Genomic DNA, 22648 nt, shown 5'->3' on the forward strand with positions numbered 1-22648 from the left:
CTGGACGACATCCTGTGGCTCAACAGGCTCCACAACCACACGCCTCGAAAGTGCCTGGGCTTCCAGACACCCGCCGAGGTCTACGCCCTGTTGCACTTCAAGTGTGAATCCACATCCCGACTTTCGTCGGGATGAGTGGAATCTGAGGGCACGAACAAGCCCGCCTGCCGGGGGACAGACGGGCTTGCCGCACGGGCGGGCCTTTACGCTAAGCGGCCCGCCAGAACCGGTTGGGGCCTAGGCGCGATAGACGTAGGCGCTGCTGACATAGCCGACGCCGACGCCGTCCTGGCCGACGAGGATCCACTTGCCGTCGCCGGTGCGGCCCAGGGCCTGGAACACTTCGCCGGCCTGGACCGAGCCGATCTTGGCGCTGCGGGTCGAGGCCGCGCCGCGCAGGTTCAGGGTCGAGCGGGCGACGTACTTGCCCTTGATCGCGGTCATCGGCGCGGCCTCGACCGAGTCGGCGAGCCGGATGCCGTCGCTGGTGTAGGCCCCGCCGGCATTTTCCGCAGCGCGGGTCTTCTGCATCTGGCAGCCGGCATAGGAGCCCGCGCCCGCGCCGACCACGGCGCCGATGGCCGTGCCCGTGCTGCGGTCATGCTTGGCCAGCTTATTGCCAGCGACGGCGCCCAGCAGGCCGCCGATCACGGCGCCGACTTCCTGCTTGCCGCCCGAGGCGTTGCAGCCGATGACGCCGCCCAGCTTCTGCGACATGGCGCTGGCGCTGGTGGGAGCAACAGCCAGGGTCAGGGCGGTGGCGGTCATGGCCAGGCCCATCCCAATTTGCTTGAGGCCGATCTTCTTGGTCAGAATGATGATGCTCATGGTCGTGGTCCCTTGCGAATGGTGCGGAGCGTACCGGCCCCTTGAGGCACACCATGACAAGGTGAAGCTGAACGGCGACGGGCGGCGCGCCGACAGATTTCGTTCATCTAAGAATTTTCCACGCCGTACGTGGTGCAGCTAAACGCCGCCTCGGCCGTTCACCATTCATGCCTAAACCTTCAAAGCCCGCGCGCATCGGTACCGGCGCGCTCCTCGTGGCCCGCGAAAGCCGCCCCGTCGAATTCGCCGTCCATCTCGTCAATGAACTGAACGGCTCGCGGGGCGGCAAGGGCGCCGTGACCGGCGACCCCGACGCCATGCGCGAAGCCTTCCGCGCCGGCCGCGCCCGCCTGACCCTCGACGACGGGGTCGAGATGGATGTGATGGTGGTCGCCCACTCCGAGGGCAGCGACACGGCTTACTTCCAGGTGGGTTGAGGACTTGCGAAACCCTCTCCCTCCGGGAGAAGGTTTCAGAGCGTCCTATTCCCCCAGCTTGTACGGCCCGCTCTTTTCCAGCGCCGCCTGCCAGGCCGGACGCGCATGCATGCGCTCGATCCAGGCGGCCAGGTTCGGATAGTCGGCGAGCTTGCCGTGCGCCTTGGCGACCTCGGCGATGAAGCTCATCTGGATGTCGGCGCCGGTCAAGCCGTCGCCGACGAAGAAGTCGCGGCCCTCCAGCGCCCCCTCGACATAGGCCAGATGATTGGCGATCTCGCTCTCGATGCGCGGGTGCAGCGGCGCGCCGGCCTCGCCCAGCCGGCCGACATACATCCGCAGCAGCATCGGCAGCATGGCCGAGCCCTCGGCATAGTGCAGCCACTGCTGATAGGCGTCGTAGTCGGCCGAGGCCGGATCGGGCGCCAGCTTGCCGCCGGCGTGGCGGCGGATGACATAGTCGGTGATCGCCCCGCTCTCGATGATCGTGGCGTCGCCGTCGGTCAGCACCGGCGACTTGCCCAGCGGGTGCACGTGCAGCAGGGCTTGCGGCGCCAAGCGGGTCTGCTTGTCGCGTTCGTAGAACCGGATCTCGTAGGGCAGGGAGAGCTCCTCCAGCAGCCAGAGGATCCGCTGCGAGCGCGATTCGTTGAGGTGATGGACGACGAGCATGCTTGTTCCCTGCCTTTTTAGCCTTTGGCCCCCCATTATGTTGCACTGCGGCATTGCTCGCAGGTGCGAAAGGCTCCAGAGTAAAAGAAAACAACTGTTTGGCGCACGGGAGCAAGCCATGACCGATACGGTCGTTCAGGAAACTTCGGAAAGCTTGATCCTGCCGGGTCTGACCGTGCTGTTGCGCGAAGCCGCCAGCGCCGCCCAGCTGTTCGTCGCCGAGGCCAAGCCGGCGGTGAAGGCCGCGATCACGGGCGCAGGCGGCAAGATCGACCGCAAGCTGGCCGATGACAAGCAGCACCAGGTGCACGGCTATGGCTGGTACGCCGCCTATGCCGAGCTGCTGAACCAGGTCGCCGGCTGGGCCGAGCGGCTGGAGGCCGAGGGCCGGTTCGGCGAGATCGAGGCCCTGCTGGCCCAACTGCTGTTTTCCGAATACTGCGCCCAGCTGGTCGGCGGCGTGCCGATGAACCAGGGCGAGATCGTCCGCCCCGCTCATCTGGTCACCGACCGGGCCGTTTTGAACCGGCTTTATTCCAACGGCCTGATGAAGCTGATGGTCGAGGGCGGCACCCAGGCGGTGAAGACCCGCATCGCCCGGCGACTGGCCGAGGCCCGAGGTCGCCCTACGCTGGAAAACACCGGCCTCGACGAAACCTTCGAGATGATCCGCGACCAGTTCCACGCCTTCGCCGAGGAGAAGGTCACGCCCTTCGCCCACCAATGGCACCTGAAGGACGAGCTGATCCCCATCGAACTGGTCGAGGAACTGGGCGCCCTGGGGGTGTTTGGCCTGACCATCCCCGAGGAATATGGCGGGGCCGGCATGGGCAAGATGGCCATGTGCGTGGTCTCCGAGGAGCTGTCGCGGGCCTGGATCGGCGTCGGCTCGCTGGCTACCCGCTCGGAGATCGCCGGTGAGCTGATCCTGACCGGCGGCACCGAGGCGCAGAAGCACTACTGGCTGCCGAAGATCGCCGACGCCTCGATCCTGCCGACCGCCGTCTTTACCGAGCCCAACACCGGGTCGGACCTGGGCAGCCTGCGCACCCGTGCGACCCTGACCGGCGACGCCTATCTAGTGACCGGGAACAAGACCTGGATCACCCACGCCGCCCGCGCCGACGTCATGACCCTGCTGGTCCGCACCGAAGCCGACACCAGCGACTATCGCGGCCTGTCAATGCTGCTGGCCGAGAAGCCGCGCGGCACGGATGAGGCGCCCTTCCCCGCCGACGGCATGAGCGGCGGCGAGATCGGGGTGATCGGCTATCGCGGCATGAAGGAATATGAGCTGGCCTTCGACGGCTTCACGGTGAAGGCCGAGAACCTGCTGGGCGGCGTGCCCGGCCAGGGCTTCAAGCAGCTGATGGCCACCTTCGAGAGCGCCCGCATCCAGACCGCCGCCCGCGCCGTCGGCGTGGCCCAGGCGGCGCTGGAAACCGGCCTGGCCTACGCCCTGGACCGCCAGCAGTTCGGCCAGGCGATCTTCGAGTTCCCCCGCGTCCACAACAAGCTGGCGATGATGGCCGCCGAGATCATGGGCGTGCGCCAGCTGACCTATTTCGCCGCCCGCCAGAAGGACGAGGGCAAGCGCTGCGACCTCGAGGCCGGCATGGCCAAGCTGATCGCCGCCCGCGTCGCCTGGGCCGCCGCCGACAACGCCCTGCAGATCCACGGCGGCAACGGCTTCGCCGTGGAATATGTCGCCAGCCGATTGCTGGCCGACGCGCGGATTCTCAACATCTTCGAAGGCGCCGGCGAGATCCAGGCGCAGGTGATCGCGAGACGGCTGCTGGAGGAGGGGAACTAGCCCCGCCGCCCCGGTCCCGGATCAGCGCGCTACGCGCTTGTCCGGGATGACAGTCGTATTGCCTGACGGCTGGCCCAGGGTCCGAGAAGGATGGTTGTCGGACCTCGAAAACCCTCTCTCATAGAGAGAGGGAGGGGCCCGCCGCGCAGCGGTGGGAGGGTGAGAGGTTTCACCGCCCACCGGAAAATCCTGGTTTCTTCCGTTGAATGCGTCCACGGCCTTGGCTCAAGCTCTCGCCGTGGACACGGCCGCCAACGCTCGTCGCCTTCGTCAGAACCAGACCTTGGCCGAGAGGGTGGTCTGGAAACTTGTCCGAAACCGCCGGCTGGGCGGGTTCAGGTTCCTGCGACAAGTCTCGATAGACCGCTACTTCGCGGACTTCGTCTGCGAGTCGGCGAAGGTGATCGTTGAGTTGGACGGCGTCGCTCACGAGGGGCGTGAAGACTATGACGCGCGTCGCACTCAAACGCTGAAGCTCTTCGGGTACAAGGTTCTGAGGTTCAACAACGAGCGCGTGTTGGCCGACCCCGGCGGGGTAGCGGACGACATCCTGGCGGTGCTCCGATCGGCGAGGGTGTAACCTCTCACCCTCCCACCGCCTTCGGCGGCGGGCCCCTCCCTCTCTCCATGAGAGAGGGATTACTCGACCCTACGCCCTCAACCCCGCCAGATACCCATAACTCACCCCCACCGACTCCAGCCGCGAATGCGCGAACGGCGGCTCCTGCTCGACGAAGAAGTCGCGCACCCCGGCGGCGTAGGCGGCCGGCAGCAACCGCGTCCAGTCGATCATGCCGGAGCCCACCTCGGTCGGGTCCTGGACGAACACGAAGTTGGGCTTGGTCGTCGCCTTGATGTCCTTGACGTGCATGGCCGTGAACCGGCCCGGGTGGGCCTTCAGCAGAGCGAAGGGGTCCTGGCCCGCCGCGGCGACCCAGCCGGCGTCCATCTCGAACTCGACCAGGGTTGGATCGGTGCGGGCCAGCAGGATCTCGTAGCCGGTGCGTGCGCCGGGCTTGCCGTCCGCTAGGAGCCGGAACTCGGGATTGTGATTGTGATAGGCCAGCCTCAGCCCGGACTTGGCCAGCACCGCGCCCTTGGCGTTGAGGAAGTCGGCGTTGAAGCTCCAGTCGTCGGCGGTCATGGCGCCGCCGATCCGGCCCAGGACCTGGCCGAACGCCTCGCCCGCGCGGGGCTTCAGGTCGAAGCGCGCGGGCGTGTAGAAGATCGGCATGACGATCCGCTTGACCCCCAGGATGTGGGCCTCGTCGGCCAGCCGCGACAGGTCGCCGTCGAGGCTGGACTCGCCGCCCTGGGCCTGGACCTGGACGTGGGCGCTGGGCGTGCTCAGCCCCACGGCGTCCATCGCAGCGCGCAGCTGAGCCGGGGTGCGGCCCTGATAGCCCGCCAGTTCGATGGTCTTGAAGCCGATCGCGGCGACGGCGCGCAGCGTGCCCTCCAGATCGGCCTTGGCCTGGTCGGCAAGGGTGTAGAGCTGCAACCCAATCGGCAGGCCGGTGCGCGCGAAGAACGGCTGGGCGGCGGCCAGGCCGACGCCTGGGAAGGTCACTGCGCCCAGGCCAATGGCCCCGACAAGGCCGCGTCGCGTGAGGTCAAGCATTTCCGTTTCCTGCATCTTCCTCGGACTATGCATTGATCCCGCGCCGCGTCGATGGCCGTCGCGCGCCGCGCGCCTTGCCCCAAACACCGACGCAGGCTTAGCTGCGGCCTCTATACGAGGACCCCGCATGATCGCCACCACCCGCCGCGCCGCCCTGTTGTCGGCCTTCGCCACCGTCGGGGCCGGCGCCCTGGTCGCCACGCCGCGTTCGGCGCGGGCCGCCGAGACCGGCCAGGCCGCCGCCGCGATCGACCTCTACGCCCAGCAGGTGATGGCCGCGTTCCCAGACGAGCCGGGCCTGGGGATCTGCGTGGTCGAGGACGGCCAGATCACCCTGGCCAAGGGCTATGGCGTCAAGCGAATGGGCGGGACCGACAGGGTCACCGACTCCACCCTGTTTGGCGTGGCGTCCAACACCAAGGCCTTCACCGCCGCCGCCTTGGCCATGCTGGTCGAGGCCGGCAAGGTCGAGTGGGATGCGCCGGTCACGCGTTATCTGCCCAGTTTCGAGATGAGCGACCCGGTGGTCACCAAGCTGATGACGGTGCGCGACCTGCTGTGCCACCGCAGCGGCCTGACCCTGGGGGCCGGCGACCTGATGATCTGGCCCAACCCCACCCACAGCCGCGCCGACATCGTGGCCGGCATGAAGCACCTGCCGCTGGGCGAGGGTTTCCGCACCGGCTACGCCTATGACAACGTGCTCTATGTGGTGGCCGGCGAGGTGATCGCCGCCGTCACCGGCAAGCCCTGGGAAGACTTCATCCAGACGCGGATCCTGGATCCCCTGGGCATGAGCGACAGCGTGCCCCTGCCCTCAATGATCGGCGATCGATCGCGGGCCGAGCCGCATGCGCGGATGGGTCCGCCGGTGCGGGGCCTGGGACCGCAGACCGTGCTGCCGTTCGACGGCAGTTTCGGCGCCGCTGGAGCGGCGGGCGGTCTCAACACCTCCGCGCGCGACATCGGCAAGTGGCTGCAGGTCCAGCTGGGGCTGGGCGCGACGCCCGGCGGGCTAAAGCTGTGGACCGAGGCCTCGTCGCGCGAGATGTGGAAGCCCCACACCATCACCGCCTGGACCGACGGCCCTACCGCCGACAACCCCGTGCGCCCGACGATGCAGGCCTATGGCCTGGGCTGGTTCATCCAGGACCATCGCGGCGAGCGGCTGCTGTCGCACACCGGCGGTCTGGCCGGCTTCATCTCCTATACGGGTCTGCTGCCGGGCCGGAAGTCGGGGATCATGGTGATGACCAACGCGGAGGAGGCCCCGCTCTTCCGGGCGTTGCGCTATGGCGGCCCCGATCGGCTGCAGGGCCGCGCCGACTTCGACTGGATCGGCTCGTCCAAGCGAGTCCAGGCCACCACCGACGCCAAGACCATCAAGGACGCCGCCGAGGCCGTCACCCCCAAGGGCGGCGGCGTCAAGCCAAGCCTACCGCTGGCCGCCTATGTCGGGACCTACCGCGATCCCTGGTACGGCACGATCACGGTCAGCGTGGTGAAGAAGGGGCTCAAGATCGCCTTCGACAAGACCCCCGCTCTGCGCGGCACGCTGGAAACCTTCGATGGGGATACGTTCCGCACGCGGTTCGAGGACCGCTCGCAAGAGGACGCGTTCATGGTGTTCGAGGTCAAGGCCGGGGTGGTTGTGGGGGCCACGATGCGGGCGGTCTCGCCGCTGGCGGACTTCTCGTATGACTATCAGGATCTGCGGCTGACAAAGGTTTAGCCTGCAATTTGAAACCCTCTCCCAGCGGGAGAGGCTTCAAGACGTGCGGCCTCACACTTGCCGGCTGGAGGATTCTCGATCCCGAAAAAGGACACTGATGCCCCGCCCATATCGACGTCTGCGCGCTTTCGCCCAAGACACCAGGGCCGCTTCGGCCGTGGAAAACGCACTGTTGCTCAGCCTGACGGCGGTGATGGTCTACGCGTTCAAGGGGACCGGGGTCGTGAAGCTGGTCCAGCCCACGCGGCAAGCCTTTGACACCCTGATCCGCGCGCTGTCTTAACGCGGCCGCCAGCCTTCGGCGATGAACACGATCTGCTGGTCCATGGCGGCCGCTAGCTCGTTGGCCTGGGCCCCGTTGGCCGCAGCCAGGCGATAGTTCCAGGCATAGGCGGCCTTGAGCACATTGATGGTCAGGTCGGAGTCAAGATCGAGCCGTACGTCGCCGCGCGTCTTTCCGTCGTCCAGCACCTCGCGGAGCATGGAATTGAGCCGTACATTGCGGCCGTAGGGGGTGACGCCAGGGTCGTTGGAGGGGCTGTAGGACGCGGCGATGTGGGCCAGGAACAGCTTCACCCGGCGCGTCTCGAACGCGTAGTGGATGGCGAAGATCGAGGACAGACGGTCGGCGGTCGCACCGCGCAGGAACGGCACCACCCGGTCGAACTCGGCGTAGAGGTCGGCCAGTCGCGTCTCCATGACGTGGCTCAGCACCTCGGCCTTGGAGGCGAAGGTTGTGAAGACGCTGCCGACCGAAACGCCCGCCCGTTCGGCGATCGCGCGGATCGTCGTCTCGTCGTAGCCCGTGTCGTTGAACAGGTCTCGCGCGGCCTCGAGGACCTTCTCACGCGTCGCCTGTTTCTGCTCTTCCCGTACGCCCAAGCACCGTCCCCCCGGATAGCCTGCGTCACAAATGCATCTGGGAGCGGCCTCTCCGGCAAGGGGCGGCCGCCCCCGGTCGGTTCTTAAGCGCGCGCGCCCGCCAGAATGACCTTCAGTTGATCCGAAAGTCGCGACAGCAGTGCCTCAACCGTCCAGGCGTCGAAGATCGCCCGGCGATAGTTGGCGACATACACGTCCCAGATGATCTCGGCGAGCAGCTTAGTGTCGGCGGCGGCTTTAAGCTCGCCGCGTTCGACGCCGCGGATCAGCACGTCACTCAGCAAAGTGAAGATGTGCTTCAGGTGACCGCGGTTACGGCGCTCGGCGGTTTCCGACCGGGTCCAGGACACGGCGATGCTGGCCTGCAACAGGGGCAGTTGCTCAACATGGAAGCCGTAGGCGACGGCGAACATGCCGATCACGCCTTCCTCGACGCTGACGGCATTGGCGCCAGCCTGCTTCATCTGAGCGTAGATGACCTCGTAGTCGGCGGTCAGGATCTCGTCGAACAACTCGCTCTTGTCGGCGAAGCTGGCGAAGACGGCGCCCGTCGACATGCCGGCGGCCTGGGCGATATCGCGGATGGTCGCCCCCTCATAGCCACGCTCGGTGAACAGGCGGCGGGCGGCCGACAGGACGCGCTCGCGCGTGTGCTGCTTGGCCAGCGCCCGGCGGGTCATCTTGATCGGGGTTTCGGTGTTGTACCCGGGATTCAAAGCGACAAAACTCATGCGACGGACTCCAGGCGAGCAAGCGCGGCTTCCGCGCGCTTCTCGAATTCAATGCAATATTCATCGACGACGTTCTGAAGAACCTCGGCGTATCGGAGCGCCAGGGCGCGGCCATCCTGAGCGGCGTCGCGCAGGTCGGTGATCAATTGGCGGACTTCCACCATGGCTTCATCGCGCTCGGACGCGGAAAAATCGGCGGCGGCGTCGGCGCTGCGGGCGCTCTGAGCCATCGGGTCTCTCCTGCCTCGCCGCTGGGAAATGGCGCTGACATGACCTGCGGTGAGGAATTGATCATGTTCAGCGAACGCGTACGGAAATTCGAAGTTGGCGCGTGTACCCTCAGCTTCAAGGGGTTGCAACTCGGAACTGAACTAAAATCGCCGAACAGCAGCGTTTGAGCTGTGTATGGTACCGGTAGATCTGCGTCACTGCGACAAATGCACTCAACGAACAGAGTCGACGAACGCAGTGTCGGATCGGTACGCCGGATCAAACGGCGGTCGGGGGACCCTCCCCTTCTCGGTGCGCTGCGAGACGCTCTGGCCAAGCCTGGAGCGAGCGCCTAGTTTGCCGCCATGGACAAACTGTTCGACCTTCTCGTCCCCGTCACCCTTGGCGCCGTGTTGATCACGCTCTGCTTCGGCATCTTCGCCCTGTTCAAGGGCGGCGACTTCGGACGTTCCCATTCCAACAAGCTGATGCGCCTGCGCGTGGCGCTGCAGTTCCTGGCGGTGGTGGTTTTGATGGCCGCCTTCTGGTGGCGCGGTCGCTAAACCAGACTCCCCTAATGGTCGAGTAAGCCAGAGGGTTGCGCCATTCGCGCTAGGACATCTTGCCCCAGGGCGCCTTGCCACTGGCGCGGCCAACACGGAACCTTCGACCCATGGTGACGCTCAACTGCATCTACACCCGCACCGGTGACAAGGGTCTGACCCGGCTTTCGACCGGACAGCCGGTCAGCAAGGCGTCGATACGGGTTGAGGCCTATGGCGGAGTCGACGAGGCCAACGCCTGTATCGGCGTGGCGCGCCAGCACACGAAGGCAGACGCCGAACTCGACGCCCTGCTTGAGCGCATCCAGAACGACCTGTTCGACCTGGGCGCGGACCTGGCCACCCCCGAGCAGAACGAAAAGCCGGAATGGGAGCCGCTTAGGGTGGTCGACAGCCAGGTCGAGCGGCTGGAGCGCGAGATCGACATGATCAACGCCAGGCTCTCGCCCCTGACCTCGTTCGTGCTGCCGGCCGGCTCGCCCGCCTCGGCCGCCCTGCACGTGGCCCGCACTGTCTGCCGGCGAGCCGAACGCTCGGTCGTGGAGCTGATGAGCGTGGAGGGCGAAATCGTCAGCGAGCCGGCGCTCAAGTACCTGAACCGCCTTTCGGACCTGCTGTTCGTGGCCTCCCGCCGGGCCAATGACGACGGCGCGGCAGACGTGCTGTGGAAGCCGGGGGCGACGCGGTAGGGGGCGTTCGAGAAACCCTCTCCCAGAGGGAAAGGGTCTTATCTACTTCGCCGGCCGAGACACCGACGGACCTTCCATCTTCTGCGGGTCGGTATTGATCGGCGGAAGGTTCGACGGCCGCATGGTCAGGCGCTCGATCGGGTAGACCGTGCCGCACTTCATCCACTTCTCCGCCCAGGCGCCGCCGCGCTCGCCGCAGCGCTCCTTCGGCCACACATAAAAATAGTGGTAGGCGAAGACGCTGGCGCACGAGACCAGGAAGATGCCGAAGAAGATCTTCTGCAGCTGGATGATGTTGCTCTTCATGAACGCCTCATAATCGCCCGCCGAGCCAGTGGCCAGAGGGTTCTACGCACACCCGCGCCAGCGCGGCGCCACGCCAATCCTCAGCTTCAGTGTGCAGCGCAGCAGACGCGGCCGCGCAAGTGGCCTACGATTGTTTGAACGCCTCGGCCGATAATGCATTACGCTTACGTCAGGGGAAACTTGCAAACCTGCCGCAACGCGCTAATTCCGTCGGCGCAGGCAGGAAAAACTAGCCAGGAGGCGGCGTAGACCGATGAAGGTTCTGGTCCCGGTCAAACGGGTTATAGATTACAATGTGAAGGTCCGGGTGAAGCCCGATCAGACCGGAGTCGACCTTGCGAACGTCAAGATGTCGATGAACCCCTTCTGTGAGATCGCGGTCGAGGAAGCCGTGCGTCTCAAGGAAAAGGGCGTCGCCACCGAGATCGTGGTGGTCAGCATTGGTCCGCAACAGGCGCAGGAAACCATTCGCACCGCCCTGGCCATGGGCGGCGATCGCGGCATCCTGATCGTCACCGACGCCGATCCCGAGCCGCTGGCCGTCGCCAAGCTGCTGGCCGCCGTCGCCGCCGAGGAACAGCCGAACCTGATCCTGATGGGCAAGCAGGCCATCGACGGCGACAACAACGCCGTCGGCCAGATGCTGTCGGCCCTGCTGGGCTGGCCGCAAGCCACCTATGCCTCGGCCGTCGAGGTTTCCGGTTCGACCGCCAAGGTCACCCGCGAGGTCGATGGCGGCCTGCAGGTGCTGGACGTCGATCTGCCGGCCGTGATCACCGCCGACCTGCGCCTCAACGAGCCGCGCTACGCCTCCTTGCCCAACATCATGAAGGCCAAGAAGAAAGAGATCGCCAGCAAGACCGTCGCCGACTACGGCGTCGATGTCGCGCCGCGTCTCAAGGTGGTCAAGGTGGCCGAGCCCGCCAAGCGTTCGGCGGGCGTCAAGCTCGAAACCGCCGCCGATCTCGTTTCCAAGCTGAAAACCGCGGGGGTGCTCTGATGGCCGTTCTCGTCGTCGCCGATAACGACAACGCGCACCTGCGCGATGGCACCCACAAGACGGTCACCGCCGCCCTGAAACTGTCGTCCGAGGTGGACGTGCTGGTTCTGGGGTCGGGCGCCGACGCCGTGGCCGCCCAAGCGGCCAAGATCACCGGGGTGCGCAAGGTGCTGCTGGCCCAAAGCGACGCTCTCGGCCACGGTCTGGCCGAGGCGCAGGCCGACGCCGTGCTGGCCCTGGCGGGTAACTACGACGCGATCCTCGTGCCCGCCACCTCGGGCGGCAAGAACTTCGCGCCGCGCGTCGCCGCAAAGCTGGATGTTGCCCCGATCAGCGAGATCGTCGAGGTCGTCTCGGCCGACACCTTCACCCGCCCGATCTATGCCGGCAACGCCCTCGAGACCGTCCAGACCTCGGACGCCAAGAAGGTGATCACCGTGCGCCCCACCGCCTTCGCGGCGGCGGAAGAAGGCGGCTCGGCCCCCGTGGAAACCGTCGGCGGCGCAGAAGCCGGCCAGGCCCGGTTCGTCAGCGAAAAGATGGTCAAGTCCGACCGTCCGGAACTGGCGGCCGCCAAGATCGTGGTCTCCGGCGGTCGCGCCATGGGGTCGGCCGAGGAGTTCTCCAAGGTCATCGAGCCGCTGGCTGACAAGCTGGGCGCCGCCGTCGGCGCCTCGCGTGCGGCGGTCGATGCGGGCTATGCGCCGAACGACTACCAGGTCGGCCAGACCGGCAAGGTCGTCGCCCCGGCGCTGTACATCGCCATCGGCATCTCGGGCGCCATCCAGCACCTGGCTGGCATGAAGGACAGCAAGATCATCGTCGCCATCAACAAGGACAGCGACGCCCCGATCTTCCAGGTCGCCGACTACGGCCTGGTGGGCGACTACAAGACCGTCGTACCCGAACTGATGGACGCCCTGACGGCGGCTGGTAAGTAAGGCTTTCGCGGATAGCGGAATAGAGAAGGCCCGGGAGCGATCCCGGGCCTTTTTCTTTGGGCGCTGCGATGAAGGCGGGGCCCCTCACTTCGGGCTGTGGATCGGCATGGTGGCCGACCACACCGCGTCGCCGTACCGCAGCGGCGGGCCGACATTGTCGCCGGCGGCAACCAGCAGGGACAGCACGGCGACGGCGGCGATCAGGAGGAGTTTCATCGGAGCACCTGTGAGCAAGAATGTCGGCCTCGTCGGCCTGTGCCGCTAAGATGGTCCGACAAAGCGGGGTTTACGAACGACGGTATCTGGGCGACCTTGTCAGCCTGACTAACAAGCCTGAGCCGCCATGCGCCTGCCGCCGTTCCTGACCTTGACCGCCTTGGAGGCCGCCGCCCGGCACCGCAGCTATAGCCGCGCGGCGCGGGAGTTGTTCGTCACCCACGGCGCGGTCAGCCAGCAGATCCGCAAGCTGGAGGACGAACTGGGAACAAAGTTGTTCATCCGCCGGGGCAACGCCATGATCCCCACCGCCACCGGCCAGCGCCTGGCCGATCAGGTCACAGCGGCGCTGGCCACTCTGCGCGCCGGGGTCGATGACGCCCGCGAGGCGACGCGCGGTCCTCTGGTGATCAGCAGCAGCGCCGCCTTCGCCAGCCGCTGGCTTGTCACTCGCCTGGCCCGGCTGGCGGCCGACACCGGCGAGCCGGACCTGATCGTCCGCGCCGAGGACCGCGTCGCCGACCTGACCACCGACGGCGTCGACATCGCCCTGCGGTTCGGCTGCGGCGTGTGGCCCGGCGTCGAGGTCGCCACCCTTATGATCGAGCGGGTGTTTCCGGTCTGCAGCCCCGAGTTCCTGGCAAAGCACCCGATCCGCGAGACGCGGGATCTGCTGGACGTGCCGCTGCTGCGCCACGTCGGCCTGCCCTGGTCGATCTGGTTGACCGCCACGGGGGTGAAAGAGGCGCCGCGCCAGCAGGCCTGGCCTTCGAGGACACCGCCCTGATGCTCGACACGGCCGCCCATGGGGTAGGCGTGGCCCTGGCCCGCAGCGGGCTGGCGGAACGCGACCTCAGCGAGGGCCGGCTGGTGCGGCCGTTCTCCGGCGAGGTCAGCGTCGAGACCGGCAACCACTTCGTCTGGCGCGCCGACAGCCCCAAGCTGGCCCGCATCCTCAAGCTGCGCGACTGGTTCCTGGCCGAAACCGCAACGGCCCGAGCGGAAACGACGGCCGGCTAGCTTCCCCGGGCTAGACCGAACAGGCCCGCCGCCAGCAGCAGGGCCGCGTTCTCGCTGGTCTGGCCTTCGTTGGAGGCCCAGGAGCCGTCGGCCTCGCAGGCGTCCACGAAGCACTTGGCGGGCGGGGTTCCGGCCTCGATGACCGCCTTCAGCCGCGGGTCGGCCCCGGTCAGCCCGCCATTGGGGCCGCCACTGGCCCAGCCCGGCATGACGATCCCCCAGACCCGGCAGGTCCAGTGATACGGACGCCGCGTGGCGCGCGCGCCGTGGCCGGTGACGAAGCCATGGTCCAGGGCGTTGCAGCCCAGGACATAGTCGAGCAGGCGCTGGGCTGTCTCGCGCGCGCCCTCGCCGCCCAGCTCGCTGGCGAACAGGCACAGCACGGCGGTGTTCAGCGCCAGCTCGACCGAGCCCCAGATGTAGGCCTCGGGCCGAACCGTGAATCCGTAGGGATCTTCGGCGGCAGAGCCCGCGACGACCTTGGCGGCTTCCAGGATCGCCGCCCGCGCCGCAACCCCGGCCTCGCCCGTCGTTCGCGCCAAGCTCATCACGCCCAGCAGCTGAGGTCCCGGCCAGAAGAACGGGAAGACGCCCAGGTCCTTTACGCCGGCGGTCGCGCGCGCGGCGAGCTGAGGCGCGCCGGTCAGGACGGCCATCTCGCACGTCGCCCAGAGGATCTCCTGGCGCGGATTGGGGTCGGTATAGGCATAGTCGTCGTGCACGACCTTGGGGTGGGCCTCAAGCCAGTCCCAGGCGCGCAGGGCAGCGGCCTTGCAGCGGGCCGCGAACTCAGGGTCGAGCGGCGCGAACACGCGCGCGGCCTGCAGCATAACCCCAACGAACACCCCCGCGTCGAGGCTGGACGCGCCCTGGGCGGCGCGCGGATGCGGATCGCGCTCGGGCGGCTGGCCCCAGGCGTATTGGCCGCTGGAATCGACCTTGTGCAGCACCGAGCCGTCAGGGTTCTGCATCTTCAGCAGCCACTCCAGGCCCCAGCGCGCCTGTTGCAGCAGGTCGTCCAAGCCTGGCCAGTTTTGGGGAACGCCAAGGGTCAGGGCCTGGGCGGCATCCGGTCGCAGGGTATGCAGCCATAGCATCTGACTGACGCTGATCGCCGCCATGTGGGACCACTTGCCGTAGTCACCAGCATTGTACCAGCCACCCGTCAGGTCACGCGATGCGCCATCGACGAGCAGGGCGGCCTCGCTGAGATGGCCCGCCGCGTGCTGGATCCCGGTCACGGGGTCATCGAGCGCGACATTGGCCCGGATCAGAAAGAAGGCGCGGGCGGCGTCGCGGACCAGCGGGGCGTAGATCGCCGGCCCGACCTCGAACGGCGCCGAGGCGAGCCTGTCGATCCGCACCCGGTAGCGGCCCGCCCGGCTCAAGGCCGAGAAGTCGCCGGTCCGCACATGTTCGCCTGCCGTGGCGGTCGCGTCGTGAACCTCCGGGTCCAGCCGACCGCTGAAGACCCGTTGGCCCGCCAGGGTCTCGACCGTGAACGGCCGAGCCCCCTTATCGCCGGGCGGGACCGGTAGGACGAAGCGCTTGGCGGCCTTGGGCAGGAAGCCCAGTTGGTTGAGCCGGGGTCCGGGAAGTGGCGCGCCGGCGCCGGAGCCGCGCGCCGCGCCAAGGGCCAGCAGACCGGCCGTCACCGCCGTCAGGTCCCGCCGGGTCAGCGCGCTTGGAGAGTTCGACATCCTGGCCACCCCGCTTCGTTCGACCTAAGGTAGCGCTTTGGCCCACCCTCGACAATCGCGGCCGCCGCGCCAGGTTCACGGGAACCCATCGTGGACATCGACAACAGCGTTCCCCAGTCCTGAGCCCAATCAGGCGTGGGAGAAGGTCGTTCCCGCAGCGGCGGCGGTGATCCGGGGCAAGGGGCGAGCTTGGAAAGGAGAGACGCGACCATGGAGCCGCTTGACCTTGGAACAGGCTCGAATGCGTGGGTCCCCGCCCTTGCCGCCGCAGCGCAGCAAAGTCTTGGCGACGGTGGGGGTGCTCGTGCTAGAAAAGCAGGCATGAAATTGGACGGGACGCGCAAGGCCCCGCTCCGCCTCGAAAACGGCCCTCTGACAAGGCTAGTCTGAATGACGGATATCAAGACGGTCGGCGTGATCGGCGCGGGCCAGATGGGGTCGGGCATAGCCCATGTCGTCGCCCTGGCCGGCTACGAGGTCAGGCTGCACGACATCTCGCGCGAGCGCATCGACGCCGGCCTGGCCCTGATCGAGAAGAACATGGCCCGCCAGGTGAGCCGCGGGATCATCGACGAGGCCGCCATGGCCGCCGGCCTGGCCCGCATCACTGCCGCCGAGGCCATCGCCGACATCGGCGCGACCGACCTGGCCATCGAGGCCGCCACCGAGAACGAAGAGCTCAAGAAGGCGATCTTCCGCAGCCTGCAGCCCCACCTGGGCGCCGACACCCTGCTGGCCTCCAACACCTCGTCGATCTCGATCACCCGCCTGGCCAGCGCCACCGACCGCCCCGAGCGGTTCATCGGCCTGCACTTCATGAACCCCGTCCCGCTGATGAAGCTGGTCGAGATCATCCGCGGCATCGCCACCGACGTGCCCACCTACGAGCGCGCCGTGGCCTTCGCCAAGTCGCTGGGCAAGATCACGTCCAACGCCGAGGACTTCCCGGCCTTCATCGTCAACCGCGTGCTGGTGCCGATGATCAACGAGGCGATCTACACCCTGTACGAGGGCGTGGGCACGGTCGACGCCATCGACACCGCCATGAAGCTGGGCGCCAACCATCCGATGGGCCCACTGGAGCTGGGCGACTTCATCGGCCTGGACACCGTGCTGAGCATCATGAACGTGCTGCATGAGGGCCTGGCCGACAGCAAGTATCGCCCCTGCCCGCTGCTGGTGAAGTATGTCGAGGCCGGCTGGCTGGGCAAGAAAGCCGGGCGCGGCTTCTACGACTACCGCGGGGATGTTCCGGTCCCGACGCGGTAGGCGGCGGTCACCAGAGGGTCGGGACGCCGTAGGCCGAGAAGGCATCGTCCTTGGTCATGATCGGGATCTGGCTCCGCGCAGCCTGAGCGATGAGCAGCCTGTCCCAGGGGTCGCGATGGTGACGGGGCAACCTTGCGACCGTCACCGCGTCTTCAGGGGTAACGGCTAACCAGTCAAACCCTTCGGCGAAAACCGCATCGACAAGATCGATTGGAAGCCGCTGAAGTAAGGGATCAACAGGGCGCTTGAGCTCGATTTCATAAGCGCTTACGGCGCTCACCAGCACCTCAACGTCATCGGCGTTGACCACGTCGAAACCGCGAGACGAGAGTCGAGACGGATCGGTGAGCCACCAGATCAACACGTGCGTGTCGATCAGCAGTTTCATTTTTCCGGAAAGATCGGCCCGTCGGCCGCCTCTTCCAAATCGGGATCGGGACGCAGGAAAAGGTTCGGATCCTGCAGCTTCCCGTAATGAGCCCAGACCCCAGGAACCCGTTTTCGTGGCGTGCTCGCCGCCTTCTTCGCACTGTTGATCGTTGCGACAGTCTCGCCGTCACGCAGCAGTTCGAAGTCCTCGCCCGCATCGATGTGCGCGAGGAATTCGGCCAAGTCGGCCAGGTCGCTGACGTTGACGCGGATAGTCATGCGCCAAAATTAGCACAAGACGTGCTTGGCGGCCAATATCACCTCACCCTCTCGCCCAACCTACAAACCCGTATTACGCAAGGCTCCTGCCTCGGGGGAGCCAGTCTTGCGCAATCTGTATCTCGCCACCGTGCTGGCCTTTGTCGTCATGCTCGCGGGTTTTGGACCCAGCTTCATGGGGGCGGCAAGGCCGCAGGATCCGATGCGGGAGGCGCGTGGCGCCCTGGCCGTCGCCTGGATGACCCTGCTGGTGGTCCAGAGCTGACTGATTGGCCATCGCCTATCGCCGCACGATGTTCCTGGTCTGCCTCCGCGGCGTTCACGCGCCTGATCGGCCTGCCGCCGGGTTAGAGCCCTAGCCGCCGCCCATCGCCACGGCGATATGGTAGGTGGCGAACGAGGCCAGATAGGCCAGGGTGGTCATGTAGAGGACCATCACCGCCGGCCAGGTCCAGCCATTGGTCTCGCGCTTGACCACGCCCAGGGTCGCCATGCACTGCGGGGCGAAGATGTACCAGGCGAGGAACGACAGGGCTGTCGCCAAGGACCACTGGTGCGAAAGCAGGGTGCTCAGGGCCACGTGGGAGTCGGCGTCGCCGCCCACGGCATAGACCGTTCCCAGGGCCGCCACGGCCACTTCTCGCGCCGCGAAGCCGGGGATCAAGGCGACGGTCATCTGCCAGTTGAAACCGATGGGCTGCATCACGGGCGCGATCAGATGCCCCAGTCGGCCAGCCAGGCTGTAGTCGATGGCCGGGCCCGTCGCGCCCGCGGGGGGATAGGGGAAGGTCGACAGCACCCAGACCACGATCATCAACGGCAGGATGATGCGTCCGGCGCGGTTGAGGAAGATCTGGGCCCGGGTCCACAGGTTCATCAGCACGTTGCGCGGCTCGGGCCAGCGATAGGTCGGCAATTCCATCATGAACGGCTCGACCGTGCCGCGCCAAAAGATCTTGCGGATCACGAACGACACGACCAGGGCGCTGACGATGCCGGCGGCGTAGAGGCCAAACATCACCAACCCCTGCAGGCTGAAGACACCCCAGACCTGGGTGTGGGGGATGAAGGCGGCGATGATCAGGGTATAGACCGGGATCCGCGCCGAGCAGGTCATCAGCGGGGCGACCAATATGGTGGTCAGCCGATCATGCTTGTTGTCGATCACCCGGGTGGCCATGATCCCGGGGATGGCGCAGGCGAAGCTGGACAGCAGCGGGATGAACGCCCGGCCGTGCAGGCCCGCCCCGCCCATGATCTTGTCCATCAGAAAGGCCGCGCGGGTCATGTAGCCGCTGTCTTCCAGGATCAGGATGAAGAGGAAAAGGATCAGGATCTGCGGCAGGAAGACCAGCACGCTGCCCACCCCGGCGATCAGGCCGTCGGTCAGGAAGCTGCGCAGCAGGCCCTCAGGCAGGACGGCGCCGATCAGCACCCCGACCTGCTCGAAGCCCAGCCCGATCAGGTCCATGACCGGCTGGGCCCAGGTGAACACCGCCTGGAACATCACGAACAGCAAAGCAAACAGGATCAGCAGGCCGCCGACCGGGTTGAGCAGCACCGCATCGACCTTGCCGGTGACGGTGTCGGGGCGCTCGGCCGGGCGGACGCAGGCCTTGACGATGCGCTGGGCCTCGCGGTGGGCGGCGCGGATCTCGGCGGCGTCGGGCTCGCGCCAGACATTGTCCTGCTCGCCGGCATGGCTCAGCACCAGGGCGTCGGCCGCAGCGACCAACTCTTGCAGTCCCCGTTTGCGGGTGGCGACGGTGGGGATGATCGGCGCGCCGATCTCGGCCGATAGCCGCTCCAGGTCGATGCGCAGGCCCTGGCGTTGGGCGATGTCGTACATGTTGAGCGCCAGCACGAACGGCCGGCCCACCTGCTTGAGCTCCAGCACGAGGCGCAGCACCAGCCGCAGGTTGGTGGCGTCGGCCACGCAGATCACCACGTCGGGCGCGGTTTCACCAGCCAGCTTGCCCAGCACGGCGTCGCGGGTCACCACCTCGTCGGGGCTGCGGGCCCGCAAGGAATAGGTGCCGGGCAGGTCGAGCACGTGGGCGCCGCGGCCGCTGGCCAGGGTCAGCACGCCTTCCTTCCGCTCGACGGTGACGCCGGCATAGTTGGCGACCTTCTGGCGGCTGCCGGTCAGGGCGTTGAACAAGGCGGTCTTGCCGGAATTGGGATTGCCGACCAGCGCCAGGCGAACGGGCCGTGAAGCGGCGGACGAAGGGGGCGATGGGGTCGCCGAAGGAGCGACGAGGGTGTCGGGCAAGGTCTCAGGCCTCGTGGAACTGGACGGTGACGGCGGCGGCCTCGCGGCGGCGCAGGGCCACGCGCATGTCGTCGATGCGGACGGCGATGGGGTCGCGACCGAACAGGCCCTCGTGCAGCACCTCGATCAGGGCGCCCTCGACGAAGCCCATCTCCAGCAGCCGGCGTTCCAGCTCGGCCGAATCGACGGCCTCGTGGGCGCCGGTCTGGCCGCTGACCTTGGTGATGACGCCCGCCTGGCCCTTGGACGCCGTGCTGAGCGGCCTCTCCATGCCCAGCGCCGACGCGCCGCTCGCGGCGGGACGGTCCAAGGTTTCGGGAGAGAGGTGAAGGACGTCGGACATGGTCGCACCGCAAAAACTTGCGAACGATTATCAGTCCTAGGTCACGCTGTCATGTCCCGATTAGAGCGGCGGATTGTCGCCGATCAGGAGAGGCGGTCGCGGAAGTCGCTATAGTCGAACTGGCGGACCAGTTTCAGGCAGTCGGTCTCGCTGTTCCACAGCGCGATAGCCGGCAGGGGGACGCCGTTGAAGGTGTTGGTCTTGACCATCGAATAGTGGGCCTGGTCGAGGAAGGCGATGCGCGTTCCCGGCGTCGGCCGCGCGGCGAAGCCATAGTCGCCGATGATGTCGCCGGCCAGGCAGGAGGGGCCACCCAGCCGAACGGTGACCCCGTCGTCTTGCTCGTCCAACATTGCTGGCCGGTAGGGCGCCTCGATGACGTCTGGCATGTGGCAGGTGGCCGAGATGTCGGTGATGGCGACGGGCATGGCGTTGTCGAAGACGTCGAGGATCTCGCCCACCAAGATACCGGTGTCGAGGGCGATGGCCTCGCCGGGCTCGATATAGACCTGCAGCCCGTGGCGTTCGGCGATCTGGCGAAGCAGGCCGACCAGATCGTCGATTCGGTAGTCGGCGCGCGTGACGTGGTGGCCGCCGCCCAGGTTCAACCATTTCAGACCGCCCAGCACTCCCGCCAGCTTCGGCTCCAGCGACGCCCAGATCCGCTGCAGCGGCTCGAAACCCTGCTCGCACAGAGCGTGGATGTGCAGGCCGTCGACGCCCTGCAGATGTTCCGGGCGCAACTTCGACACCGGAAAGCCCAGCCGCGAGCCCCGTTGGCAGGGGTCGTACTTGGCGACCTCCGCCTCGCTGTGCTCGGGGTTAAGCCGCAGGCCGATGTCGAACACCTGGTCCTGCTCGCGAGCCGCCGCGATCAGGTCTGCGAACCGGACGATCTGGTCGGGCGAGTTGAAGATCACCGAGTCCGACAGTCGCAGGATCTCGGGCAGGTCCTCGCGCTTATAGGCCGGCGAATAGGTGGTCAGGTGGCCGGAATAGAACTCCCGCGCCAGCCGCGCCTCCCACAGGCCCGAGGCGCAGACGCCGTCCAGATACTGGCCCACCAGATCGGCCAGCGACCACATCGAGAACGCCTTGAGCGCCAGCAGCACCTTGGCGCCGGACCTGTCCCCGACATCCTTGAGCGTGGCGAGATTGCGCGCCACCGCCACCTCGTCGACCACGAAACAGGGCGACGGAACGCAGCTCAGATCAAAGCGCGCGAAGGTTCCGGGACCGGCGGCTTGGGTTTGCATGGCCATGATCGATCAGAAGGCCAGAGGCGCGTCCAGGTCCTGGACCTTCCAGGGCAGGCCATGCCGGTTCAGCATGTCCATGAACGGGTCGGGATCCAGCTGCTCCATGTTGAACACCCCCGCGCCCTGCCACTGGCCGGTCAGCATCAGGGCCGCGCCGATCATCGCCGGCACGCCGGTCGTGTAGCTGACCGCCTGGTTGCCGGTCTCGGCATAGGCTGCCTCGTGATCGCAGACATTGTTGACATAGACCGTGCGGGCCTGGCCGTCCTTCTGGCCCGTGGCGATGGTGCCGATATTGGTCTTGCCCTTGGTGATCGGGCCCAGCGAGGCGGGCTCGGGCAGCAGGGCTTTCAGGAACTCGATCGGGATGATCTCGCGGCCCTGGAACATCACCGGGTCAATCCGCGTCATGCCGACGTTCTGCAGCACGTCCAGGTGCTTGAGGTAGGAGTCGCCGAAGGTCATCCAGAAGCGGATGCGGCTGATCTCCGGATAGAACTTGGCCAGCGACTCCAGCTCCTCGTGGTACATCAGGTACATGTTCTTCGGACCGACCTGATCGAAGTCGAAGACCTGCTTGTGCGACAGGGCGGGGCCCTCGACCCACTGGCCGTTTTCCCAGTGGCGCGAGGGCGCGGTCACTTCACGGATGTTGATTTCCGGATTGAAGTTGGTGGCGAACGGCAGGCCGGTGTCGCCGCCGTTGCAATCGAGAATGTCGAGCGTGTCGATCCGGTCCAGCAGATGCTTCTTGGTGTAGGTGGTGAACACCGAGGTCACGCCGGGGTCGAAGCCGCTGCCCAGCAGGGCCATCAGGCCGGCGTCCTTGAAGCGGTCCTGATAGGCCCACTGCCAGCTATATTCGAACTTGGCCTCTTCGCGCGTCTCGTAATTGGCGGTGTCGAGATAGTTCACCCCGGCCGCCAGGCAGGCGTCCATGATGTTCAGGTCCTGATAGGGCAGGGCCAGATTGACCACCAGGGCGGGCCTGACCGCCTGGATCATCGCCGTGGTTGCGGCGACGTCGTCGGCGTCCAGCGCTGCGGTGTCGATGGCCACGCCGGTGCGCTGTTTCACGGACTCAGCGATCGCGTCGCACTTGGACTTGGTGCGGCTCGCCAGCGTGATGTGCGAGAAAATCTCGGCGTTCATCGCCATCTTGTGGACGGCGACAGAACCCACGCCGCCTGCACCGATTACCAGAACCCTGCTCATCTGGGCCTCTCCTAACGCCGAATAACCTCTGGCAGCATAGCCGCCTGTCATGGGGGCGGGGGTCTTATCACGACCGAAGGCCTGCTAACCACCCATGGCGGACCCGCAACCTGGCTCCACCCCCGTTCCCTAACGCCTGAATTCGCCTCGCGAGGGCCTTCCCCGACGATCCAGGCGCATTTCCAAGGATGACGACCATGTGCGACGCATCCACGACAGCGCCCTGTGGTTAAGGCGCGGCGTAATGGCCCAAAGGCGTTAATCTGTTCGACTCACGGCCA

28 protein-coding genes are annotated in these 22648 nt (G+C 66.7%); 13 read left to right on the top strand and 15 right to left on the bottom strand.

Annotated features, from left to right (window positions below; genetic code table 11):
- Nucleotides 1–237: 237 nt before the first annotated feature.
- On the bottom strand, nucleotides 238–828 hold the full coding sequence (locus ACP7AG_RS11070) for an SH3 domain-containing protein (RefSeq protein WP_426030858.1): 591 nt from the start codon (nucleotides 826–828) through the stop codon (nucleotides 238–240).
- Between the two features lie 215 nt (nucleotides 829–1043).
- On the opposite strand from ACP7AG_RS11070, the gene ACP7AG_RS11075 reads away from it, so the two are divergent.
- The gene (locus ACP7AG_RS11075; protein WP_426009334.1) at nucleotides 1044–1265 is read left to right on the top strand and encodes a hypothetical protein; all 222 of its coding nucleotides are present in this window, start codon (nucleotides 1044–1046) and stop codon (nucleotides 1263–1265) included.
- Nucleotides 1266–1310: 45 nt separating this feature from the next.
- On the opposite strand, the gene ACP7AG_RS11080 is transcribed toward ACP7AG_RS11075, so the two are convergent.
- Complete coding sequence (locus ACP7AG_RS11080; RefSeq protein ID WP_426030859.1) at nucleotides 1311–1937, bottom strand: glutathione S-transferase family protein; 627 nt, start codon at nucleotides 1935–1937, stop codon at nucleotides 1311–1313.
- Between the two features lie 118 nt (nucleotides 1938–2055).
- Here ACP7AG_RS11080 and ACP7AG_RS11085 point away from each other — a divergent pair, with 118 nt between their 5' ends.
- Entirely contained in the window at nucleotides 2056–3750 is a 1695-nt protein-coding gene (locus tag ACP7AG_RS11085) for an acyl-CoA dehydrogenase family protein (RefSeq protein WP_426009340.1), read from the top strand.
- A 238-nt stretch (nucleotides 3751–3988) separates the two neighbouring features.
- Nucleotides 3989–4330, top strand: a complete 342-nt coding sequence (locus tag ACP7AG_RS11090) for an endonuclease domain-containing protein (RefSeq protein ID WP_426030913.1) — start codon at nucleotides 3989–3991, stop codon at nucleotides 4328–4330.
- 69 nt (nucleotides 4331–4399) lie between these two features.
- Here ACP7AG_RS11090 and ACP7AG_RS11095 read toward each other — a convergent pair whose 3' ends face one another.
- A complete protein-coding gene (locus ACP7AG_RS11095; protein WP_426030860.1) occupies nucleotides 4400–5371 on the bottom strand; it encodes a sugar phosphate isomerase/epimerase family protein in 972 nt (323 codons plus the stop codon).
- Between the two features lie 127 nt (nucleotides 5372–5498).
- Here ACP7AG_RS11095 and ACP7AG_RS11100 point away from each other — a divergent pair, with 127 nt between their 5' ends.
- Both ACP7AG_RS11100 and ACP7AG_RS11105 read left to right on the top strand, forming a co-directional pair.
- A complete protein-coding gene (locus ACP7AG_RS11100; RefSeq protein WP_426030861.1) occupies nucleotides 5499–7103 on the top strand; it encodes a serine hydrolase in 1605 nt (534 codons plus the stop codon).
- 97 nt (nucleotides 7104–7200) lie between these two features.
- Entirely contained in the window at nucleotides 7201–7386 is a 186-nt protein-coding gene (locus ACP7AG_RS11105) for a hypothetical protein (RefSeq protein WP_426009351.1), read from the top strand.
- Here the strand turns inward: ACP7AG_RS11105 and ACP7AG_RS11110 are convergent.
- The 3 genes from ACP7AG_RS11110 to ACP7AG_RS11120 all read right to left on the bottom strand — a co-directional run bounded on the left by ACP7AG_RS11110 (nucleotide 7383) and on the right by ACP7AG_RS11120 (nucleotide 8946).
- Complete coding sequence (locus tag ACP7AG_RS11110) at nucleotides 7383–7985, bottom strand: TetR/AcrR family transcriptional regulator (RefSeq protein WP_426009354.1); 603 nt, start codon at nucleotides 7983–7985, stop codon at nucleotides 7383–7385. The two genes, ACP7AG_RS11105 and ACP7AG_RS11110, sit on opposite strands and share 4 nt — an antisense overlap.
- 83 nt (nucleotides 7986–8068) lie before the next feature.
- Complete coding sequence (locus ACP7AG_RS11115; RefSeq protein WP_426009356.1) at nucleotides 8069–8716, bottom strand: TetR/AcrR family transcriptional regulator; 648 nt, start codon at nucleotides 8714–8716, stop codon at nucleotides 8069–8071.
- On the bottom strand, nucleotides 8713–8946 hold the full coding sequence (locus tag ACP7AG_RS11120; protein ID WP_426009358.1) for a hypothetical protein: 234 nt from the start codon (nucleotides 8944–8946) through the stop codon (nucleotides 8713–8715). Before ACP7AG_RS11120 ends, ACP7AG_RS11115 begins: the two co-directional genes overlap by 4 nt.
- Nucleotides 8947–9291: 345 nt before the next feature.
- Here ACP7AG_RS11120 and ACP7AG_RS11125 point away from each other — a divergent pair, with 345 nt between their 5' ends.
- Both ACP7AG_RS11125 and ACP7AG_RS11130 read left to right on the top strand, forming a co-directional pair.
- The gene (locus tag ACP7AG_RS11125) at nucleotides 9292–9489 is read left to right on the top strand and encodes a twin transmembrane helix small protein (protein ID WP_426009361.1); all 198 of its coding nucleotides are present in this window, start codon (nucleotides 9292–9294) and stop codon (nucleotides 9487–9489) included.
- Between the two features lie 110 nt (nucleotides 9490–9599).
- A complete protein-coding gene (locus ACP7AG_RS11130; RefSeq protein ID WP_426030862.1) occupies nucleotides 9600–10178 on the top strand; it encodes a cob(I)yrinic acid a,c-diamide adenosyltransferase in 579 nt (192 codons plus the stop codon).
- A 42-nt stretch (nucleotides 10179–10220) separates the two neighbouring features.
- On the opposite strand, the gene ACP7AG_RS11135 is transcribed toward ACP7AG_RS11130, so the two are convergent.
- A complete protein-coding gene (locus ACP7AG_RS11135) occupies nucleotides 10221–10484 on the bottom strand; it encodes a hypothetical protein (RefSeq protein ID WP_426009366.1) in 264 nt (87 codons plus the stop codon).
- Nucleotides 10485–10737: 253 nt separating this feature from the next.
- Between ACP7AG_RS11135 and ACP7AG_RS11140 the strand changes: the two genes are divergently transcribed.
- The gene (locus tag ACP7AG_RS11140; RefSeq protein ID WP_426009369.1) at nucleotides 10738–11484 is read left to right on the top strand and encodes an electron transfer flavoprotein subunit beta/FixA family protein; all 747 of its coding nucleotides are present in this window, start codon (nucleotides 10738–10740) and stop codon (nucleotides 11482–11484) included.
- Nucleotides 11484–12425, top strand: coding sequence for an electron transfer flavoprotein subunit alpha/FixB family protein (locus ACP7AG_RS11145; protein WP_426009371.1), 942 nt, complete (start codon nucleotides 11484–11486; stop codon nucleotides 12423–12425). The genes ACP7AG_RS11140 and ACP7AG_RS11145 overlap by 1 nt, the downstream gene beginning before the upstream one ends.
- An 84-nt stretch (nucleotides 12426–12509) precedes the next feature.
- Here the strand turns inward: ACP7AG_RS11145 and ACP7AG_RS11150 are convergent, their stop codons facing one another.
- The gene (locus tag ACP7AG_RS11150; protein ID WP_426030863.1) at nucleotides 12510–12641 is read right to left on the bottom strand and encodes a hypothetical protein; all 132 of its coding nucleotides are present in this window, start codon (nucleotides 12639–12641) and stop codon (nucleotides 12510–12512) included.
- 127 nt (nucleotides 12642–12768) lie between these two features.
- Here ACP7AG_RS11150 and ACP7AG_RS11155 point away from each other — a divergent pair, with 127 nt between their 5' ends.
- On the top strand, nucleotides 12769–13428 hold the full coding sequence (locus ACP7AG_RS11155; protein ID WP_426030864.1) for a LysR family transcriptional regulator: 660 nt from the start codon (nucleotides 12769–12771) through the stop codon (nucleotides 13426–13428).
- Nucleotides 13359–13661, top strand: a complete 303-nt coding sequence (locus ACP7AG_RS11160) for a LysR substrate-binding domain-containing protein (RefSeq protein WP_426030914.1) — start codon at nucleotides 13359–13361, stop codon at nucleotides 13659–13661. The genes ACP7AG_RS11155 and ACP7AG_RS11160 overlap by 70 nt, the downstream gene beginning before the upstream one ends.
- On the opposite strand, the gene ACP7AG_RS11165 is transcribed toward ACP7AG_RS11160, so the two are convergent.
- Nucleotides 13658–15361: a glycoside hydrolase family 9 protein gene (locus ACP7AG_RS11165; protein WP_426030865.1), complete on the bottom strand. Its 1704-nt coding sequence runs from the start codon at nucleotides 15359–15361 to the stop codon at nucleotides 13658–13660. The genes ACP7AG_RS11160 and ACP7AG_RS11165 overlap by 4 nt on opposite strands.
- 390 nt (nucleotides 15362–15751) lie before the next feature.
- On the opposite strand from ACP7AG_RS11165, the gene ACP7AG_RS11170 reads away from it, so the two are divergent.
- The gene (locus ACP7AG_RS11170) at nucleotides 15752–16630 is read left to right on the top strand and encodes a 3-hydroxybutyryl-CoA dehydrogenase (RefSeq protein ID WP_426009383.1); all 879 of its coding nucleotides are present in this window, start codon (nucleotides 15752–15754) and stop codon (nucleotides 16628–16630) included.
- A 7-nt stretch (nucleotides 16631–16637) separates the two neighbouring features.
- Here ACP7AG_RS11170 and ACP7AG_RS11175 read toward each other — a convergent pair whose 3' ends face one another.
- Nucleotides 16638–17018, bottom strand: a complete 381-nt coding sequence (locus ACP7AG_RS11175; RefSeq protein ID WP_426030866.1) for a type II toxin-antitoxin system VapC family toxin — start codon at nucleotides 17016–17018, stop codon at nucleotides 16638–16640.
- Nucleotides 17015–17278, bottom strand: a complete 264-nt coding sequence (locus ACP7AG_RS11180; protein WP_426009387.1) for a hypothetical protein — start codon at nucleotides 17276–17278, stop codon at nucleotides 17015–17017. Before ACP7AG_RS11180 ends, ACP7AG_RS11175 begins: the two co-directional genes overlap by 4 nt.
- Before the next feature lie 106 nt (nucleotides 17279–17384).
- On the opposite strand from ACP7AG_RS11180, the gene ACP7AG_RS11185 reads away from it, so the two are divergent.
- Nucleotides 17385–17543, top strand: coding sequence for a hypothetical protein (locus ACP7AG_RS11185; protein ID WP_426030867.1), 159 nt, complete (start codon nucleotides 17385–17387; stop codon nucleotides 17541–17543).
- 90 nt (nucleotides 17544–17633) lie between these two features.
- Here ACP7AG_RS11185 and feoB read toward each other — a convergent pair whose 3' ends face one another.
- From feoB to ACP7AG_RS11205, 4 genes are all read right to left on the bottom strand, one after another.
- Nucleotides 17634–19550, bottom strand: a complete 1917-nt coding sequence (gene feoB, locus ACP7AG_RS11190) for a ferrous iron transport protein B (RefSeq protein WP_426009391.1) — start codon at nucleotides 19548–19550, stop codon at nucleotides 17634–17636.
- Between the two features lie 4 nt (nucleotides 19551–19554).
- A complete protein-coding gene (locus ACP7AG_RS11195) occupies nucleotides 19555–19893 on the bottom strand; it encodes a FeoA family protein (RefSeq protein WP_426009394.1) in 339 nt (112 codons plus the stop codon).
- Between the two features lie 83 nt (nucleotides 19894–19976).
- The gene (locus ACP7AG_RS11200) at nucleotides 19977–21149 is read right to left on the bottom strand and encodes a carboxynorspermidine decarboxylase (protein WP_426030868.1); all 1173 of its coding nucleotides are present in this window, start codon (nucleotides 21147–21149) and stop codon (nucleotides 19977–19979) included.
- A 12-nt stretch (nucleotides 21150–21161) separates the two neighbouring features.
- Nucleotides 21162–22367 carry a saccharopine dehydrogenase C-terminal domain-containing protein gene (locus tag ACP7AG_RS11205; protein WP_426030869.1) on the bottom strand — a complete coding sequence of 402 codons (1206 nt, stop codon included), beginning with the start codon at nucleotides 22365–22367 and terminating at the stop codon, nucleotides 21162–21164.
- Between the last annotated feature and the right edge of the window lie 281 nt (nucleotides 22368–22648).

The sequence above is a fragment of the Caulobacter sp. DWP3-1-3b2 genome (assembly GCF_049896325.1).
Lineage (GTDB): Bacteria > Pseudomonadota > Alphaproteobacteria > Caulobacterales > Caulobacteraceae > Caulobacter.

What these genes read in the sequence shown, in the direction of transcription:
- ACP7AG_RS11070 (WP_426030858.1), bottom strand. Translation starts at nt 828, where the DNA reads ATGAGCATCATCATTCTGACCAAGAAGATCGGCCTCAAGCAAATTGGG.
- ACP7AG_RS11080 (WP_426030859.1), bottom strand. Translation starts at nt 1,937, where the DNA reads ATGCTCGTCGTCCATCACCTCAACGAATCGCGCTCGCAGCGGATCCTC.
- ACP7AG_RS11085 (WP_426009340.1), top strand. Translation starts at nt 2,056, where the DNA reads ATGACCGATACGGTCGTTCAGGAAACTTCGGAAAGCTTGATCCTGCCG.
- ACP7AG_RS11095 (WP_426030860.1), bottom strand. Translation starts at nt 5,371, where the DNA reads ATGCTTGACCTCACGCGACGCGGCCTTGTCGGGGCCATTGGCCTGGGC.
- ACP7AG_RS11100 (WP_426030861.1), top strand. Translation starts at nt 5,499, where the DNA reads ATGATCGCCACCACCCGCCGCGCCGCCCTGTTGTCGGCCTTCGCCACC.
- ACP7AG_RS11105 (WP_426009351.1), top strand. Translation starts at nt 7,201, where the DNA reads ATGCCCCGCCCATATCGACGTCTGCGCGCTTTCGCCCAAGACACCAGG.
- ACP7AG_RS11115 (WP_426009356.1), bottom strand. Translation starts at nt 8,716, where the DNA reads ATGAGTTTTGTCGCTTTGAATCCCGGGTACAACACCGAAACCCCGATC.
- ACP7AG_RS11120 (WP_426009358.1), bottom strand. Translation starts at nt 8,946, where the DNA reads ATGGCTCAGAGCGCCCGCAGCGCCGACGCCGCCGCCGATTTTTCCGCG.
- ACP7AG_RS11125 (WP_426009361.1), top strand. Translation starts at nt 9,292, where the DNA reads ATGGACAAACTGTTCGACCTTCTCGTCCCCGTCACCCTTGGCGCCGTG.
- ACP7AG_RS11130 (WP_426030862.1), top strand. Translation starts at nt 9,600, where the DNA reads ATGGTGACGCTCAACTGCATCTACACCCGCACCGGTGACAAGGGTCTG.
- ACP7AG_RS11135 (WP_426009366.1), bottom strand. Translation starts at nt 10,484, where the DNA reads ATGAAGAGCAACATCATCCAGCTGCAGAAGATCTTCTTCGGCATCTTC.
- ACP7AG_RS11140 (WP_426009369.1), top strand. Translation starts at nt 10,738, where the DNA reads ATGAAGGTTCTGGTCCCGGTCAAACGGGTTATAGATTACAATGTGAAG.
- ACP7AG_RS11145 (WP_426009371.1), top strand. Translation starts at nt 11,484, where the DNA reads ATGGCCGTTCTCGTCGTCGCCGATAACGACAACGCGCACCTGCGCGAT.
- ACP7AG_RS11150 (WP_426030863.1), bottom strand. Translation starts at nt 12,641, where the DNA reads ATGAAACTCCTCCTGATCGCCGCCGTCGCCGTGCTGTCCCTGCTGGTT.
- ACP7AG_RS11155 (WP_426030864.1), top strand. Translation starts at nt 12,769, where the DNA reads ATGCGCCTGCCGCCGTTCCTGACCTTGACCGCCTTGGAGGCCGCCGCC.
- ACP7AG_RS11165 (WP_426030865.1), bottom strand. Translation starts at nt 15,361, where the DNA reads ATGTCGAACTCTCCAAGCGCGCTGACCCGGCGGGACCTGACGGCGGTG.
- ACP7AG_RS11170 (WP_426009383.1), top strand. Translation starts at nt 15,752, where the DNA reads ATGACGGATATCAAGACGGTCGGCGTGATCGGCGCGGGCCAGATGGGG.
- ACP7AG_RS11175 (WP_426030866.1), bottom strand. Translation starts at nt 17,018, where the DNA reads ATGAAACTGCTGATCGACACGCACGTGTTGATCTGGTGGCTCACCGAT.
- ACP7AG_RS11180 (WP_426009387.1), bottom strand. Translation starts at nt 17,278, where the DNA reads ATGACTATCCGCGTCAACGTCAGCGACCTGGCCGACTTGGCCGAATTC.
- ACP7AG_RS11195 (WP_426009394.1), bottom strand. Translation starts at nt 19,893, where the DNA reads ATGTCCGACGTCCTTCACCTCTCTCCCGAAACCTTGGACCGTCCCGCC.
- ACP7AG_RS11200 (WP_426030868.1), bottom strand. Translation starts at nt 21,149, where the DNA reads ATGCAAACCCAAGCCGCCGGTCCCGGAACCTTCGCGCGCTTTGATCTG.
- ACP7AG_RS11205 (WP_426030869.1), bottom strand. Translation starts at nt 22,367, where the DNA reads ATGAGCAGGGTTCTGGTAATCGGTGCAGGCGGCGTGGGTTCTGTCGCC.